The sequence below is a fragment of the Cryobacterium inferilacus genome, from assembly GCF_019599185.1.
In the GTDB taxonomy this organism is placed as follows: Bacteria; Actinomycetota; Actinomycetes; order Actinomycetales; family Microbacteriaceae; genus Cryobacterium; species Cryobacterium inferilacus.
The window spans coordinates 44,590-60,325 of the sequence record NZ_JAIEUL010000011.1 but is presented as its reverse complement, the minus strand read 5'-3'; the positions used below and the strand labels follow the sequence as shown (position 1 = coordinate 60,325).

The 15,736-nt window shown below is 68.3% G+C and carries 14 protein-coding genes; 6 read left to right on the top strand and 8 right to left on the bottom strand.

All coding sequences use genetic code 11. From position 1 onward, the window contains the following. Window positions 1-39: 39 nt before the first annotated feature. Window positions 40-1,095, bottom strand: a complete 1,056-nt coding sequence (locus K2F54_RS11240) for a hypothetical protein (protein WP_220605961.1) — start codon at window positions 1,093-1,095, stop codon at window positions 40-42. 113 nt (window positions 1,096-1,208) lie between these two features. Here K2F54_RS11240 and K2F54_RS11235 point away from each other — a divergent pair, with 113 nt between their 5' ends. Together K2F54_RS11235 and K2F54_RS11230 are read left to right on the top strand one after the other, a co-directional pair. Beyond that, window positions 1,209-2,054: a Gmad2 immunoglobulin-like domain-containing protein gene (locus K2F54_RS11235; protein ID WP_220605960.1), complete on the top strand. Its 846-nt coding sequence runs from the start codon at window positions 1,209-1,211 to the stop codon at window positions 2,052-2,054. 156 nt (window positions 2,055-2,210) lie between these two features. Further along, window positions 2,211-3,524 carry an ATP-dependent DNA helicase gene (locus K2F54_RS11230; protein WP_308287623.1) on the top strand — a complete coding sequence of 438 codons (1,314 nt, stop codon included), beginning with the start codon at window positions 2,211-2,213 and terminating at the stop codon, window positions 3,522-3,524. A gap of 122 nt (window positions 3,525-3,646) precedes the next feature. On the opposite strand, the gene K2F54_RS19440 is transcribed toward K2F54_RS11230, so the two are convergent. After that, window positions 3,647-5,344, bottom strand: coding sequence for an HNH endonuclease signature motif containing protein (locus tag K2F54_RS19440; RefSeq protein WP_220605959.1), 1,698 nt, complete (start codon window positions 5,342-5,344; stop codon window positions 3,647-3,649). A 230-nt stretch (window positions 5,345-5,574) separates the two neighbouring features. Here K2F54_RS19440 and K2F54_RS11220 point away from each other — a divergent pair, with 230 nt between their 5' ends. Continuing rightward, entirely contained in the window at window positions 5,575-6,963 is a 1,389-nt protein-coding gene (locus tag K2F54_RS11220; protein WP_220605958.1) for a serine hydrolase domain-containing protein, read from the top strand. A gap of 9 nt (window positions 6,964-6,972) precedes the next feature. On the opposite strand, the gene K2F54_RS11215 is transcribed toward K2F54_RS11220, so the two are convergent. The 3 genes from K2F54_RS11215 to K2F54_RS11205 all read right to left on the bottom strand — a co-directional run bounded on the left by K2F54_RS11215 (window position 6,973) and on the right by K2F54_RS11205 (window position 8,234). After that, window positions 6,973-7,146: a CsbD family protein gene (locus K2F54_RS11215; protein ID WP_220605957.1), complete on the bottom strand. Its 174-nt coding sequence runs from the start codon at window positions 7,144-7,146 to the stop codon at window positions 6,973-6,975. A 258-nt stretch (window positions 7,147-7,404) separates the two neighbouring features. Beyond that, window positions 7,405-7,752 (bottom strand): hypothetical protein, encoded by a 348-nt coding sequence (locus K2F54_RS11210; RefSeq protein WP_220605956.1) that lies wholly within the window; start codon window positions 7,750-7,752, stop codon window positions 7,405-7,407. Then, window positions 7,749-8,234, bottom strand: coding sequence for an Asp23/Gls24 family envelope stress response protein (locus K2F54_RS11205; protein WP_220605955.1), 486 nt, complete (start codon window positions 8,232-8,234; stop codon window positions 7,749-7,751). Before K2F54_RS11205 ends, K2F54_RS11210 begins: the two co-directional genes overlap by 4 nt. 210 nt (window positions 8,235-8,444) lie before the next feature. Between K2F54_RS11205 and K2F54_RS11200 the strand changes: the two genes are divergently transcribed. The 3 genes from K2F54_RS11200 to K2F54_RS11190 are packed head-to-tail and all read left to right on the top strand — an operon-like array spanning window position 8,445 to window position 10,648. After that, window positions 8,445-9,017 (top strand): RNA polymerase sigma factor, encoded by a 573-nt coding sequence (locus K2F54_RS11200; RefSeq protein ID WP_308287622.1) that lies wholly within the window; start codon window positions 8,445-8,447, stop codon window positions 9,015-9,017. Then, complete coding sequence (locus K2F54_RS11195; RefSeq protein ID WP_220605954.1) at window positions 9,014-9,598, top strand: Asp23/Gls24 family envelope stress response protein; 585 nt, start codon at window positions 9,014-9,016, stop codon at window positions 9,596-9,598. The genes K2F54_RS11200 and K2F54_RS11195 overlap by 4 nt, the downstream gene beginning before the upstream one ends. Window positions 9,599-9,610: 12 nt before the next feature. Further along, window positions 9,611-10,648: a bile acid:sodium symporter gene (locus K2F54_RS11190; RefSeq protein WP_255577022.1), complete on the top strand. Its 1,038-nt coding sequence runs from the start codon at window positions 9,611-9,613 to the stop codon at window positions 10,646-10,648. Here K2F54_RS11190 and K2F54_RS11185 read toward each other — a convergent pair. Genes K2F54_RS11185 through K2F54_RS11175 form a run of 3 tightly spaced genes read right to left on the bottom strand, consistent with a single transcriptional unit; the run spans window position 10,614 to window position 15,694 of the window. Beyond that, entirely contained in the window at window positions 10,614-13,085 is a 2,472-nt protein-coding gene (locus K2F54_RS11185) for a glycoside hydrolase family 31 protein (RefSeq protein ID WP_220605953.1), read from the bottom strand. The two genes, K2F54_RS11190 and K2F54_RS11185, sit on opposite strands and share 35 nt — an antisense overlap. A gap of 60 nt (window positions 13,086-13,145) precedes the next feature. Next, on the bottom strand, window positions 13,146-14,087 hold the full coding sequence (locus K2F54_RS11180) for a sugar ABC transporter permease (protein WP_220605952.1): 942 nt from the start codon (window positions 14,085-14,087) through the stop codon (window positions 13,146-13,148). Beyond that, window positions 14,084-15,694, bottom strand: coding sequence for an ABC transporter permease subunit (locus K2F54_RS11175; RefSeq protein ID WP_220605951.1), 1,611 nt, complete (start codon window positions 15,692-15,694; stop codon window positions 14,084-14,086). The genes K2F54_RS11180 and K2F54_RS11175 overlap by 4 nt, the downstream gene beginning before the upstream one ends. Window positions 15,695-15,736: the final 42 nt, after the last annotated feature.

Here is a 15,736-nt window from a genome sequence, read left to right as displayed (position 1 = left end):
GCGGACGGACGGACCGGAAGGTAGGCGTCCGGCGGGCGGCTAGCGCAGCTGGATGGCGAGGGAACCGTCGGACTGGATCGTGACGCTGATTCCCACGGAGAAGGGCACGTCCTCGTCGCGGGTGCTCAGGTCGCCGTCATAGAGCGACTGCACGTCGACCACGATATGTGCCTGGCCGGTGGTGGCGGGCATGTCGAACGCACTCTCGCCACCGGATAGGACAACCTCCGGGTACTCCGCGATCGACCAGACCGGCGCCGACTTGACCCGGTTGTCGATCTCGATGCCGAAGGGGCAACTCGACGGTTGCAGAACCGGTTGGGTGGTGCACTCGTCGAGGAACTCGTTGAGCTTGGCCTGTACCTGGCTCGTGAAGGTCTCGTTGGGTGCCGCTTCCACCGTGACGTCGGTGGCTCCGGAGGCGACGACGGGCACGCTCTGCGTGGGGGCGGTCAGCAGCGCGGACTCGTGCGAGATGTCGTAGCTGGCGGGGGCGAAGGCCAGGTAGGCGCCCTGGTTGGAGAACGACACGGGAGCGTCGGCATCCGCGTGCGCGCGTGTGTCGAGAGTGAGACCGTTGACGGTGAAGCGGGCTTCGTGCAGCACCGTCACCTGCAATACCGCGAGGGGGCTCGTGGCGAACGCCCAGGTGGAGAAGATGCCCGCGACGGTGCCGGCGCGGGTCACGGCGAACTCCATCGACGTCTTTGTGCCATCGAGCCGGAACTCGAACGCCACGGTGCGCTGGCCCTCGATCGCCGGGTTGGCCGTGTCCCGCACCAATTCGATGTCGGTGATCGAGCTCAGCACCGAGGAGCGCAGCAGAGTGTCCGGTAGATCCTGGGGGAGACCGGCCGCCTCGAGGTCAGCGTCGGTGGGCACTGCGCCCGGGAGGGCGAGAGCGGTGTGGGTGTCGTGAGCGGCCAGGGCCTCGAGATACTGGCGTACGAACCCGCCCGCGCTATACACATCGCGGTTGAGCGAGCCGATGGCTGCCGCCAGAGCACCGCCCAGCAGGGCCAGAACGACGCAGACGGCGATCACGGCGCGCGCATAACGCCCCCGCCGCACGCCGTTTCCTACCCCGTTGCTCACCTCCACATCCTACGGGGCCGTCCTTGGGGTTCGTGCGGGAGGGATGGCGCGGGGGCAGCCGTCAACCCGGTGCGGCGGTAGGCTCCCTGCATCTACCCAAGGAGATGATCATCATGAACACGGCGCGACCGCATCGTCGGTCGTCCCTCCTGGCGCTCGTACTGCTCGGCACTCTGGCAGCCTGCGCCCCCGGCTCCGGCCCGTCGGCAACGCCCACCCCGTCGGCGTCCCCCACCGCGACTCCCTCCGCGTCGCCCACCGCACCGTCCAGTCCCACACCCACAGATCCAGGCGCGCCCGGTAGCCCGACGCCTGTTCCCTCGTCGCCCGGGCCCTCTCCGGGGGCGCTCATCGTGATCGAGGACCCCACCGCAGGGGCCAGGGTGACGAGCCCTCTGACCGTCAGTGGCCGGGCCAACACCTTCGAGGCGGCGCTCACCGTTCAACTGGTGACGCCGGTCGGTGACACCCTGTGCGTTCGCGAGGTGATGGCGACCTCGGGTTCCGGCACGGAAGGCACCTGGCAGACCGTGCTGGGCTTTATGCCGCCGGAGATCGACACCCCGGCCACGTTGCGCGCCTTCGAACGCAGCGCCATGGACGGCAGCCCGATCAATGTGGTCGAGCACGAGGTTGTGGTCGGCACCGAACGGCCGCCGATCTTCATCTACCAGCCCGTCTGCAGCGACAGGGTGGCGCCTGGCGACCCGCTCTTCGTCAAGGGGAGGGCATTCGTGTTCGAGGCGCAGTTCAGCCTCGACCTGCGCACTGCGTCGGGCGAGGTCGTGCTGACGCAGCAGGTAACCGCGGAGAGCGGCACGGAGGAGTCGAACTTCGACGCCACCGTGACGATACCGGCCGACCTGTCGGTCGGTTACTACGACCTGGTCGCCTACGACAACAGCGCCAAGGACGGCAGTGTCGAGAACGAATTCCCGGTGCAGATCGAGGTGGGATGAGTCCCAGGTGCCCCTCCGACGTGTCGCGGGCGAGTTATCCACCGGTCGGTGTGCGAGTGGGCCGGTCGGTGGTGGGCGGATACAGTGGAAGTGTTCAGGGTTGGCTCTGAGCCGCCCGCCGATACGCCCCCGCTACCTTTTCGTGAAAGTTCCTCCGTGACTGCGATTCCCTCTGAGATTCCGCTCTCGCGCGAGCAGGCCGAGGTGTTTGCCGCCATCGAGGGCACGAAGCAGAATGTGTTCGTCACCGGTCGTGCCGGCACCGGTAAGTCGACCCTGCTCAACCACCTTTCCTGGAACACCAGCAAGCAGATCGTCATCGCCGCCCCTACCGGAGTCGCCGCGCTCAACGTCGGCGGCCAGACGCTGCACTCCCTGTTCCGACTGCCGATCGGGGTCATCGCCGACCACGCCATCGACCAGAACGACCAGCTGCGCAAACTGCTCAACACCATCGACACCGTCGTCATCGACGAGGTCTCGATGGTCAATGCCGACCTGATGGATGCCATCGATCGCAGCCTGCGTCAGGCCAGGCAGCGGCCGCACGACACCTTCGGTGGCGTGCAGATCGTTCTTTTCGGCGACCCGTACCAGTTGGCCCCCGTGCCTGGCGACCCCGAGGAGCGGGCCTACTTCGCCGACACCTACCGGTCGATGTGGTTCTTCGACGCGAACGTGTGGAAGAGCGCCGAGCTCAAGATCTTCGAGCTCACCGAGATCCACCGTCAGCACGATGCCGGCTTTAAGACCATGCTCAACGCCGTGCGGTACGGCCAGGTGACCCCCGAGATCGGTGGTGCGCTCAACGGTGCGGGCGCGCGTCAGCCGCCGACCGAGGGTGTCATCACCCTGGCCACGCGCAATGACGCCGTCAACCGCATCAATGCGGCGGCGCTGAAGCGCCTGTCGGGTAAGTCGCTGTCGGCCAAGGCCGAGGTCACCGGCGACTTCGGCGGACGCACCTACCCGGCAGACGAGGTCCTGGAGCTTAAGGTCGGCGCGCAGGTGATGTTCCTGCGCAACGACAATCCTCTCGACGGCGGTCCCCGCTGGGTCAACGGCACGATCGGCACCGTCACGCGGGTCGATTCCACGGTGTACGTGGACATCGATGGCACCACCCACGAGGTGGAGCCCACCGTGTGGGAGAAGTTCAAGTACACCTACAACGCGGCCACGAAAAAACTCAGCAAGGATGTGGTCGCCGAGTTCACCCAGTTCCCGCTGCGGTTGGCCTGGGCGGTCACGATTCACAAGTCGCAGGGCGCCACCTATGAGCGGGCGATCGTGGACCTGGGCGCCCGGGTGTTCAGCCCCGGCCAGACCTACGTGGCTCTGAGCAGGCTGACCAGCCTGAACGGCCTGTACCTGACCCGGCCGCTGCGCCCCAGCGACATCATCGTCGACGAGAACGTCCTGCGTTTCATGGAGGGGCTGCGCGTCACCCCGCCCCTCGAGCGAGCCTGACCCGCCCCTCAACCAGGACTCGCACCCCACCGAGTCTCAACACGGCCGGCCGGCGGATGGCGCGGGTCGGGCGGCGCTCGCCGTCGGCTCAATGCAGGTGGCGGCCCGGTGCGGCTATCGGCTCAGTGTGGGTCGTGTGGGTCGTGTGGGTCGTGTCGCTCCTGCGCCGCGGCGCTCTTGCTGCGCATCCGGATGAGCGTCTGGCCGGGGTCGGCGCTGGCGGGTGGTCGTAGCCAGTAGATGCCTTGGTTTTCGAAGATCTGCCAGCCCTGACTGTGCAGTAACCGGTGGTGTGGCGGGCAGAGCAGGATGCCGAGGGCGATGTCGGTGGCGCCGTGGTCGCGCACCCATTCTTCGAGGTGGTGGGCTTCGGTGCGGGAGGGTGGCTTGTCGCAGTCGCCCCAGATGCAGCCGCCGTCTCGGGCGGCGAGGGCGATGCGTTGGCCGGCGGTGAAGACGCGTTGTTCCCGGCCGAGGTTGAGGGGTTGGCCGGTGTCGTCGAAGTCGATCTGCAGGGTGCCGCTGGTGCAACAAAGCCGGTCGATGGTCTCCTGCGAAACGGGGTCGGTGTGGCCCTCGATGAAGCCGTGTCCGGTACCGTCGGGAATCGGGACGAGCACCGCGGTCGGGTCGATTTCCGGCGGTGGCTCCGGTACCGGCTCGGGGACTGGTGCGTCGGTGGGCCGGGCCGGGGCTGGGGCGTCAGTGGGCCGGGCCGACGTCGGTGTCGGTGCCGGTGCGGGTGCGGGTTCGTCGGCGGATCGAGCCGGTGCCGGGGCGTCGGTGGGTCGGGCCGGGGCCGGGGTGGTGGTGAGGACGCGGACGGCGGGGGTGCGTCCGCCGAGCATCCGGTCCGGGTTGACCGTGCTGCCGGCCTTGATCAGCTCGATGAAGGTGTCTGCGGTGAGCTGGTCGGTGCTGCGCGGGTCGTCCTGCACGGCTTTGGCCCAGGCGGCCCGCTCAGGGTCGACGAACCGCACCCCGCCGCGGCGGGGGCCGGTGGCGCTGTCGTAGACGGAGAGCAGGAACGCGCCCTGCTCGGGCGGGAACTGGCCGTTGAGGTGCACCTGACCGGAGTCGCTGGTCCAGACGCGCAGGTACCGGTCGTCCCAGGCTTTCTGTTCCCGGGTGGCGATGCCGGCGGCGTCGAGGGTGTCGCGCGCCCGTCGGGAGCGTTTGAGGAGGGCGTCGACGGTCATCGTCTTCGCCTCGGCCAGGAGATCGAGAACGGCGGTGCGGAGGACTTCGGCGGTGACGACGGTGTCGATGGCGCCGAGCCCGGCGCGGATCGCGTGCGCGGCGGCCACGGAGAGGGAACCGGTGGCGACCGCGGCGGAGATCGGGCTGTACCAGGGCAACCCAGTCGGCTCCGAACAGGCAGGTTCATCGGAATCGTCCGCCTCGGCCTGCACAGCCTGCTCGGCCTCGGCGGTCTCGGTGTCGTCGAGCATCGCGCCCACATCCATCAGCTTGCGGGCATCTGCCCGGGTGCAGCCGGTGAACTCCTGGATCAGCTCGGCCGGGGAGAGGAAGCCCTGCGTGGCGGCCAGGCCCTGTTGGCCGAGCTCACGGCGCGACCGGTGGGTGAGGGTCTTCGCCAGCCACACCGCCCGGGTCTCGAGCAGAGCCCGTAGCGTCGCGAGCTTCTTCTGCCCGGCGATCAACTCCGCATCCGTCAAGGCGTCGTAGTCGGCGCTGGACGCCCCGAGCATCTCGACCGCCTCAACCGCGGCGGCCAACGGATGCACCAGCACCGAATCCGCAGGCAGCACGGCACTTTCCGGGGTGTCGGGGGCGGATACAGCTGCGATGCTGGGCATGTAGTGAGAATAGCTCAGTATCGAAGTCTTGTGTTGCGGAAATGACACCTGTGGAGAACTTTATTGGGCTTGCTCGGGTTTACTCGGGCTCGCTGAGCGGCCGGACCCGCCGCTAACCGCTCCCTGACCGAGCGCACCGCCAGCGCTCTGGGTACACTCCACGGCAACAGGCCTGACCGGTGCATCCTGCGGGATGGCTCGAGAGGGCGCAGATTGGTCGTGGGGTTGCCGTGACAGCTGACCGGACGGGAACGAGTGGCGGCGGTTCGGCGCGCGGCGACACGACAGCCGTCCCGGGGGAACGGCATCGGCGGGCACTGGTGCGCGCGGGGGTAGCCCTGTTGCTCACCCTGGTGCTCCCGCTGGCGGGGTGCGCGCAGGCCGAGGTTCCGCAGCCGTTCGGCCCGGAGCAGGCGACGGGCACACTGTCGGCGGAGACCCTGGCCGCGCTGGATGCGGCGTTGGCCGACGGGATGGCGCTGGCCGGGGCATCCGGGGCGATTGCGGGCGTCTGGGTGCCGTGGGCCGGCCGGTGGCTGGCCAGCCCGGGCACGCTCGGTACCCGAGCGGACCCCGAAACGGGTCGAGCCGTTGGCGGTGGTGCGCTGACCACCGACATGGGCTTTCGGATCGGCACGCAGACCACCGCGATGACCTGCACGGTGCTGCTCAGGCTGGCAGAGGAGCAGCGGGTGGGCCTGGATGACCCGGTGTCGACCTACCTGACCAGGCAGCCGGGGATCGAGGGAATCACGCTGCGCCAGCTCTGCCAGCACACCTCGGGCCTGGGTCAGCCCGAACTGGATGCGCAGTTCGTGAGCAACCCCACCCGTCGTTGGCCGGCGCTCGAGCTCGTTTCCGCCGGGCTCGGCACAGCCAGGGTCGGGCCGCCCGGCCGACTGTGGAGCCGTTCGGACGCGGGTGTGCAGCTGCTGGGGATGGCCCTGGCGGAGGCGACAGGGCAGGACTGGGCCGACCTCTACCAACGCTATCTGTTCGACCCGCTCGGCCTGAGGGAGACGAGCTACCCCGACGCCAGGGAGCTGGCGGTGCCCGGCCCGCACCCGCACGGCTGGACCGCCGCGGTCGACGGCGCCGGCCGGGCAGACTGCGCCAGGATGCTCGACGTCACGCGGCTGTCCCCGTCCGTGGCCGGTGTGGCCGGTGGGGTGGTGTCCACCCTGGCCGACCTCAAGACCTGGTCGCAGGCGCTGGCGGCGGGCACTCTGCTGCAGCCCGACACGGTGAACGAGCAGTGGGCGACGGTTGCGCAGGGCGGCAAGCCGTTTTGGCAGCGGCAGGGCCTGGGGGCGGAGCAGCTGGGCCCGATGCGGGGGGCTGGGGGCGAGATCCCTGGCTACCTCTCGGCAAGTCTCACCGACCCGGAGACCGGGCTGACGGTGGTGGTGATGGTGAACGACTCCAGCGCGGGAGCCGATTTTGCCCTTGACCTGGCGATGCGACTCGCGGCGATCGCCACCCAGGCGGCGACGGCCGACGGGCAGGTGGCACCGCGCCTGGCCCTGCCCTGGACGGCAGACGACGCGGCGGCGATGATGCGGGTGAACGCGGCCTGCCCGGCCGGCACCGTCGAGAATCCGATGGTGCCGGCCGGGTGACCGGATTGGTTACTTCTTGAAGGAGTCCTTGACGTTCTCGCCGGCCTTCTTGAGGTCGGCCTGCGCCTGGTCGGACTTGCCTTCGGCTACCTTCGAGTCGTCGTCGGTGGCCTTGCCGAAGGCTTCCTTCGCCTTGCCGCCGAGGTCCTGGGCGGCGTTCTCGATCTTGTCGGATCCACTCATTGTGTTCTCTCTTTCTCTAGGGGGTGGTCAGGGAGGTTGGGGGGTGGATGACCGTGGGCGCGAGCGTCGGGCGGCGGGCATCGTATGCCAGCGCTTCCGCGTCTCGCCGAGTACCGGGGCTCACCGTTCCTGGCTCGCCCTCGGATGCGGCAGCTCGGCTCATCGAGGGTTGCGCTGATCTGATCGTGCCGTTCATGGTGAGCCGTTCTGTCGGGGTGCCGGGTCGCGGGTGTGTGGCCGTGGAGCGGGTGGTCGAGGTCAGCTGCCCCGGTGGGGCAGGTGCAGCCGGTGGGTGGTCAGGCGCACGGTGACGGCGCCGACCTGAATGCCGGTGAGTTCGCCGACGGTACCGCGCACCTGCTTCCGGGTGTGCTCTGTGCGGGCCAGCTCGTCATCGTCCGTGTCGGCTGCGGCGTCGGGCAACGCCCGATGGGGTGCGCGCACCGTGACGTCGACGACCCCCGCAGTGTCGTTCAGATCGACGGAAACCTGACGCCGGCGCAGTCCGAGAGCCTCGGCGGCAATCGCAGAGACGACCTGGGACACCGCGCGGGTGCCGATCTGGGTGCGTCCGCGGGTGGTGGCGATGTCGGGAACCGTGCTCACTGCGCCCGGTTCTCGTCGGTGATCGTGGTCTGGTCGGTGTCGGAATCGGAGTCGGTGTCCGCGGTCTCATCGGGGAAGTGCACGTCGTTGATGGTCACGTTGACGCCGGTGACCCGCAGGCCCACGAGCGTCTCGAGCGCCTCGATGACGGCGTTCCGCGCGTCCTCGGCAACCCGGGGCAGGGCCGCGGGGTAGGTGGCGACGATAGTCAGGTCGACACTGACCTGGCCGTCACCGACGTCGACGCTGACGCCCTGGCTGTGATCGGCGCTGCTGAGGGCCTCACGGATGGCGCCAAGCACGCGTGCGGCGCCGCCACCGAGGGTGTGCACGCCCGGTACTTCCCGCGCGGCCAGCCCGGCGATCTTGGCGACGACGGAGTCGGTGATGACCGTCGTGCCGCGGGTGGCGTTCGCGGGATCAATTGCGGGATCAGCCGTGGAATCGTTGGGGGTGACGGGGTGGGGAGAGGTGCCGGTCATGAGTGCTGCTCCTGGTTGTTGGGCCGCGTGCGGTTCGGTTGTGACAATTCGCGGGATGGTGAGATAGTCACTATGTCGCACGGTTCTCAGTTCGGAGTGTTTTTTCTCTCTGTGAAACTCCATTGATACTGTTCAGACGAGTCTCGCAAGGGGTTCGTCACGAAATTGGCCAGCCCGCAGGGCGTTCGTATGGGGGAGAAGAGGAGTCCGGTGTCAGCATTGGTGTCCGATGAGCCTTCCAACCTCGGTGATGCAGCAGACTCGATTCTGGTTGCCCGCGCCGTCGACGGCGACGTACGCGCCTTCGAGGTGATCGTGCGGCGTCATGGTCCGCTGATGCGGGCGTACGCCACGCGCATCCTGGGGTCGAACGGCGATGCCGATGACGTCGTGCAGGACACCTTCATCACCGCCTGGGAACGGCTGCACGAGCTGCAGGACCCGGCCGCGACGAAAGCCTGGTTGATGCGCATCACCAGCCGCAAGGCCATCGACCGCATCCGTGCGCGTCGGGCGGACCAGCCCCTCGGCGAGTGGGATGTTGCCGCCCCAGAATCCGAATCTCCCCACCATCGGGCCGAAGCTGCGTCTCAAAGGGAGCGTCTCACACGTGCACTCGGTACTCTGAGCGAATCACAGCGTGAATGTTGGACGCTGCGGGAGATTGGCGGGCACAGTTACGCCGAGATCGCCGAGGAGCTGGATCTGCCTCCATCGACGGTGCGGGGACTGTTGGCCCGGGCCAGGCAGAAACTCATGCAAGAGATGGAGGAATGGCGATGACCTCCTCTCCTGACGACCCGGACTTCGACCTGATCGCCCATCTCAGCGACTTCCTCGACCGGGGCGAGAGCCCGCCGGACGAGCTGCTCAACACCACACCTGACCACCGCCTCGCCTACGACGCGCTCACCCGGTTCAGGTCGATGGCCCAGGACATCCTCGCGGAGGAGGTCTCGGAGCTTTCGGCTGACGCCGACAGCTGGGTGGCCGGAATTCTCAAGAGCATCCACCGGGAATCCCGCGTCGGCCGCACGATCCCGGTCTCGCACCCCTCGCCGAAGGCTGCCCTGAGCCTCACCGAGGGCGCCGTTCGAGGTCTGATCCGCGCCGCCGGCGACGCCGTCGCCGGCACCTTCATCGGCTCCTGCACGCTCGACGGCGATGTGGCCGTGCCGGGCAGCCCGATCACGGTGAACGTCGAAGCGAGCGTCTTCTGGGGCGAGCGGATGCCGCAGACCGCCAAGCGACTGCGCGACGCCATCACGACGTCGCTGCTCCACCACACCGAACTGAACATCCAGGCGGTCAACGTGACCATCACCGACGTTCACCTGCGCCGCAACGCCACCCCGGCCGACTAGCCCATCCGGAGCATGACCGGCATACGACGACGGATGGAGCGCCGGCAGGTGCCGCTCTACCTGGCCGCGATCGTCGGCGGGGCGCTCCTCGGCTGGTGCGCGCCCGCGTCGGCACCCGCCCTCGCACTCGGCATCACCCCATTGCTCGCACTGCTGCTGTTCGCCACGTTCCTCGGGATCCCGCTGGCGCAGCTGCGGCGGTCGGCGGGCGATCTGCGCTTCCTCTGCGCCGTGCTCGCGCTCAACTTCCTCGTCGTACCCGTCGTGGTGTACGCGCTCAGCCGATTCGTCGCCGACGACCGGGCGCTCCTGCTCGGGGTGCTGCTCGTACTGCTCACCCCGTGCGTGGACTACGTGATCGTCTTCACCGGCCTGGCCGGGGGCGCCAGGGACCGGCTGTTGGCCGCGACGCCGCTGCTGATGCTGCTGCAGATCCTGTTGCTGCCGGTGTACCTGCTGCTCTTCGCCGGCTCCGAGGCCGTCGGTCTGATCGAGGTCGCCCCGTTCCTGGAGGCGTTCCTCCTGCTGATCGTGCTCCCGCTGGCGGCCGCAGCCGCCGTGCAGGCGTTGGGCAGGCCCAGTGCGCGCGGCGCCCCAGCTGGTCGAATACCCCGCCTGGCCCAGACCGTCGACGGCGCCGTGCAGGCGTTGATGGTGCCGTTGATGATGGCCACCCTCGCCGTGGTGGTCGGCTCCCAGGTGGCGGCCGTGGGCGCTGAGGCGGCGGCGCTTCTCACGGTGGTGCCGCTCTACCTCGCCTTCCTGGTCGTCATGGTGGCGGTGGGCGTGCTCGCGGCCCGGCTGACCCGGCTGGACGCCCCGGCCGGCCGCGCTCTGGTCTTCAGCGGCGCGACCCGCAACTCCCTGGTGGTGCTGCCGTTGGCGCTCGCCCTACCGCCCTCGCTCGCGCTGGTGCCGCTGGTCGTGGTCACCCAGACCCTCGTCGAACTGGTCGGGATGGTGGTTCTGGTGCGGCTGGTGCCCCGCCTGATCCGCCACCCCGGCCCGGTCGTCCTCAGTCCTGCGGGTGCAGCGGATCCGCCAGGATGATCTCGCTCAGCGCCCCGAGCAGGTCGGGCGCCAGATCCATGGTCTGCAGCTGACCGATCAGCAGGGCCGGATGCGTCGCCTGCGCGATGGTGCGCTGCAGGCGGGCCTTGAGGTCGAACTCGATCTGCGCATCCGTGAGCAGGGCGCGGGAGAGCCCGGTCACGTCGTTGCCGGCCGTGGCCAGGCCGCCGTCGAACCGCACGACCAGCCCGCCGGCACCGGGGACCCGCTGCACCGACACCGTGAGGGTGCGGCTGAGCGCCGAGTACTCGGTCGTGTACGTGACCGGGAGCCCGCCGGCGCGCACGTCGACGGTGTCGGTGGCAGTCACACCGACGAACCCCAGGCTGAAGTCCCGTTCAGTGGGCACACAGGCCAGGTTGCCCACGGTGGGACGGATCGTGAAGGTGCCGCTGGCCGCGGTGAACTCCATTGTGGTGCGCGCCCAGGCCGGCTCGTCGACCAGGCTGCCGCTGCCGTCGTCTTCGAGCAGATCGAAGACGCCGTCGGCGCCGGGGAAGATCCGCACCTGCAGGCCGGCGGGATTCTCGGTGGCGTTGCCGACGTCCGTCACCGGTACCAGCGGCACGATCGCGCCGGCCCGGGCCAGCACCGGGATCGACTCCTGCCCGCGGTAGAGGTGCAGTTCACGGCCACCCCGGTACCGCAGCCCGGTGAAGAAATCGATCCAACTGCCCTCTGGCAGCCAGGCGGTCACCTTGGCCACGCCCAGGGCGCTGTTCATCGGCTGTGTGATCGGGCACACCATCAGCTGACTGCCGAAAAGGTACTGGTTGCGGGCGCGGTAGGCGCCGTCCTCCTCTGGGTAGTCGTAGTACAGCGGCTGCACCAGCGGTCGGGCCTGCCCGCTGGCCAGGTAGTTCATGGAGTACAGGTACGGCACCAGCTGGTGGCGCAGTCTGAGATGGTCGCTCATCACGGCCGCGGAGTCTGCCCGGAAGTTCCACGGTTCCTTGCCGCTGAACGGGTTGCCCTGGCTGTGCAGGCGCATGATCGGGGAGAACACCCCGAACTGGGTCCAGCGCACGGCCAGGTCGTCGTCCTTCACCCCGCCCATGTGGCCGCCGATGTCGTGGCTCCACCAGCCGTAGCCCACGTTGGCCGCGGTGGCGGTGAAGTAGGGCTGGAAATCGAGGCTCTCCCAGCTCACGATGCTGTCGCCGGAAAAGCCGATCGGGTAGCGGTGGCTGCCGAGGCCGGCATACCGGGAGAAGGTCATCGGCCGGTTGCCGGCGCGGGCGCTGTCGAGGAAGTGGAAGTGGTTGAGCATCCACAACGGGTCGAGGCCCGCCACCCTGGAGTGCGGCCCCGACTGCCAGTCCAGCCACCAGAAGTCCACCCCGCGCTCCTCCAGCGGGTGGTGCAGGCACTCGAAGTAGGCCGAGAGGAAGGCCGGATCGGTGATGTCGAACACGATCGGGTCTTCGTTCTCGGTGTCGACCCCCAGCCGACGGGCCATCGACGCGTAGGCGTCTTCGTGGGCCTGCACGCCGTCGGCCGGATGCACGTTGAGCGTCAGTTTGAGCCCGCGCTCGTGCAGCCAGGCCATGAACTCGTCCGGGTCGGGGAACAGCTCGGTGTTCCAGCTGTAGCCGGTCCAGCCGCTGCCGTACTTCGGGTCGATGTCGACGGTGTGCCAGTCCATGTCGACGACGGCGACGGAGAAGGGCAATCTCTCACTCTCGAACCTCTCGAACAACTCCCGGTAATCCGCGTCGGAGTACCGGTGGAACCGGCTCCACCAGTTGCCCAGCGCGAACCTGGGCAGCAGGGGGGTGGGGCCGGTGAGGGCGTAGAAGTCGGCCAGGCAATCCCGGTAGCTGCGCCCGTAGCCGAAGAAGTACAGGTCGGTGCCCGTGCCTGAGCGTGGCTCAAGCCCGCCGTCGTCGTCGAAGACCAGGGATGCGCTGTCGTCGACGACGGAGAACCCGTGTCGGGACATCAGGCCGGGCTGCAGTGGCACGGGCCCGTCGATATCGTCCAGGGTGCGCGCGGTTCCGCCGAGGTCTGCGGCCGGCTCGCCGAAGCGCCACATGCTCTTGTGGTCGCTGAGGTTGCCGGTCACCTGCACGCTCAGCCCGTTGGGGGTGAACGGCAATTTGTCGTAGGAGAGTTGCAGGTGTGCGGTGATGATCTGCAGGTGGCTGCCGTGGTCGATGACCCTGAACTGCGGCAGGTCGAACTCGCGGCTCAGCACCAGCTGGGACGCGCGGTCCTCGAAGCGGTTCTGCTGGCTGTATTCCATCCGGATCAGGCGGGAGGTGAGCACCGTGAACCGATAGTTCGGGCCGGTGACAACGGCGGCCGGATGCGCGTGCGGCGCGACCGGCAGCGTCGGCCGGACCGGGGCCGGTACGGCGGCGGCGGCGGAGACGGCCGCGGCGGGGAAGGCGGGGGTGGTGGAGCTGATGGTCATGGCGAAACGGGTCCTTATCGAAAGAAGAGTCGGGGGAGGTCTGGAGATGATCGGTGCGGATCAGCCCTTGACCGAGCCGTCGGTGAGCCCGCCGACGAGGTACTTCTGCAGCCCCAGGTAGACGATCAGCACCGGCAGCGAGGCCAGCAGGGCGCCGGCGCTGAAGACGCCGAAGTTGGCATTGCGCTGGCCCTGGATGAGTCCGTAGAGGCCCACCGCGAGGGTCTTGGCGTCGGACTCGGTGAGGAAGACCGACGCCAGCATGATCTCGCTGTACGTGGCCACGAAGGTGAGCAGCGCCACCGTCGCCAGGATCGGCTTCACCAGGGGAAGCACGATCAGGAAGAAGGTCTGCGCGTGCGAGGCGCCGTCGATGCGGGCCGCCTCATCGAGTTCCCGGGGCACCGTGTCGTAGTAGCCCTTGAGCAGCCAGACGTTGCCGCCGAGCACCCCGCCCAGGTAGGCCAGGACCAGGCCGAGCGAGGCGTTCAGCCCGAACGCCGGGAAGATGCCGCCGATCTCGACGAACATCAGGTAGAGCGCGATGAGGGCCAACAGCGACGGGAACATCTGCAGCAGGAGCAGCCCGAGCAGGAACTGGTACCGGCCGCGGAAGCGCAGGCGGGAGAACGCGAACGCGGCGGCGCCGGAGATCAGCACGGTGACCACGGTGGCGGTGAGGGTGACCAGGATCGAGTTGAAGAACCACGACCCGAACTGGATCTCCGGGTTGTTGAACAGGTCGGTGAAGTTCTGCAGCGACGCGCTCGTGGGAATCACCGAGGTGCTCTGCAGGGTGCCCAGCGGGTTGATCGCGGCGGAGACGATGAACAACACCGGAAACAGCGCGAACGCGAGGGCCAGCAGCGCCACCAGGTACCGCCATCCGGTGCGCTGCCACCAGGAACCCTGGATGCCGCTGGCGAACCGGCCGCGGCGGGGTCTCGGGGTGCCGACCGGGTCGGGGTCGGTCGGGGTCGGTGCCAGGGGTGCGATCGTCATGAGTTGACCTCCTCGAGGGACAGTGCGCGTTTGAAGCTGGAGATCGACAGGATCGCGACGATGATGAAGATGAAGATCGAGATCGCCGCGGCGAACCCGAACTGCGACCCGCCGTCACCGAAGGCCAGCCGGTAGGTGTAGCTGATCAGCAGGTCGGTGGCGCCGGCGGACGGATTGTCGGCCGGGAACGGGCCGCCCTCGGTGAGCAGGAAGATCAGCGTGAAATTGTTGAAGTTGAACGCGAACGACGCCACCAGCATCGGCGCGATCGCGACCATCAGCATCGGCACCGTGATGGAGCGGAAGACCCGCCACGGTGACGCACCGTCCACGATCGCCGCCTCGGTGAGGTTGGCCGGCATCGACTGCAGCGCTCCGGTGCAGATCAGGAACATGTACGGGAAACCGAGCCAGAGGTTGGTGACCAGCAGGGCCACCTTGGCCCACCAGACATCCCCGAGCCAGTTGACGTCGAGGCCGGTGAGGTTGTTGATCAGCCCGAAGTCCTTGTTGTACATGCTCGCCCAGACCAGCGCGGTGATGAAGCCGGGCAGGGCGTACGGCAGCAGGAGCAGCGACCGGGTGAGGCGCTGCCCGATCATTTTGCGGTTGAGCACGATCGCCAACAGCAGACCCAACGCGAAGGTGGTCAACACCGACAGGCCGGCGAACGCGATGTTCCAGATCAGGATGCCGATGAAGCTGTTGCGTACGGTGTCGTTGGTGAGCACCTTGGCGAAGTTGTCGACGCCCACGAACTGTTTCCAGCCGGGGGCGAGGGTCGGACCGCCGTCCTCTGGCACCCAGCTGGCGTTCTCGGCGACGAAGACCGTGCCGGAGACGGTGTCGACGATGGTGTCGGTGGCCTCGTCGTACCGGTATTGCACGGTGCCGGCGAATGCTTCCGAGAGACCGATCTTCTTGACCGCCTCGTCCCCGTCCAGCGGAACGCTGAAGGCGTCGAATTCGCCGGAGCGGTCGTTGATCTGTACGCCGTTGAGCAGGGTGAAGCCGTCCGCTGCGGTGACCTTTCCGTCGTCGAGTGTGACGCTGGAATCCGGCAGCGAGGCGATGCCGCTCTCGTCGCCGAGGAACACGGTGCCGTCGTCGCCGACCAGGAGGTAGACGAACGGGGAGGTGTTCGGGTCGGCACCGTCGGCCACGGCGATGCTCAGGGCGAACCGGTCGGCGTTCTGGCCCTCCACGATGGGCCCGTCCACGGTGATGGCCTCGATCGACTCCTCCTTGGAGATGGTGTGACCGTCTGAGGCGTTGGTGAACGCGGTGTAGAAGGTGTAGAAAACCGGGTAGATCTGGAACATCAGCATCAGCAGGATGCCCGGGATCAGGTACTTGAGCGGCACGGCCCTGCGGGTGGCGTAGGTGCCGACGACCGCGAGGGTGGCCGCGAGAACGAGCGCGCTGGCCCACCACTGTTCGTTGGCGACGGTGATCGAGAGGGCCTGGATGGCGACGGCCAGGACGATCGCCAGCATCAGGTACCTGATGACGATGCCGAGGCCACCGTTGCCGGTGCGGCGAAGCGGCGGGCGGGTGGTCGGCGGAGCGGTCGTCGCCTGCTCCGGGCGTTTCTGCAGGATGGTCATAGCGCGTCGCCCCTTCAAGGCGGAAGCGTCCGGTGCGGGCCC

Excerpts from the sequence above, each read along its gene's own strand:
- K2F54_RS11235 (WP_220605960.1), top strand. The coding sequence starts at position 1,209 with ATGAACACGGCGCGACCGCATCGTCGGTCGTCCCTCCTGGCGCTCGTA.
- K2F54_RS19440 (WP_220605959.1), bottom strand. The coding sequence starts at position 5,344 with ATGCCCAGCATCGCAGCTGTATCCGCCCCCGACACCCCGGAAAGTGCC.
- K2F54_RS11215 (WP_220605957.1), bottom strand. The coding sequence starts at position 7,146 with ATGAGTGGATCCGACAAGATCGAGAACGCCGCCCAGGACCTCGGCGGC.
- K2F54_RS11205 (WP_220605955.1), bottom strand. The coding sequence starts at position 8,234 with ATGACCGGCACCTCTCCCCACCCCGTCACCCCCAACGATTCCACGGCT.
- K2F54_RS11195 (WP_220605954.1), top strand. The coding sequence starts at position 9,014 with ATGACCTCCTCTCCTGACGACCCGGACTTCGACCTGATCGCCCATCTC.
- K2F54_RS11190 (WP_255577022.1), top strand. The coding sequence starts at position 9,611 with ATGACCGGCATACGACGACGGATGGAGCGCCGGCAGGTGCCGCTCTAC.
- K2F54_RS11185 (WP_220605953.1), bottom strand. The coding sequence starts at position 13,085 with ATGACCATCAGCTCCACCACCCCCGCCTTCCCCGCCGCGGCCGTCTCC.
- K2F54_RS11180 (WP_220605952.1), bottom strand. The coding sequence starts at position 14,087 with ATGACGATCGCACCCCTGGCACCGACCCCGACCGACCCCGACCCGGTC.
- K2F54_RS11175 (WP_220605951.1), bottom strand. The coding sequence starts at position 15,694 with ATGACCATCCTGCAGAAACGCCCGGAGCAGGCGACGACCGCTCCGCCG.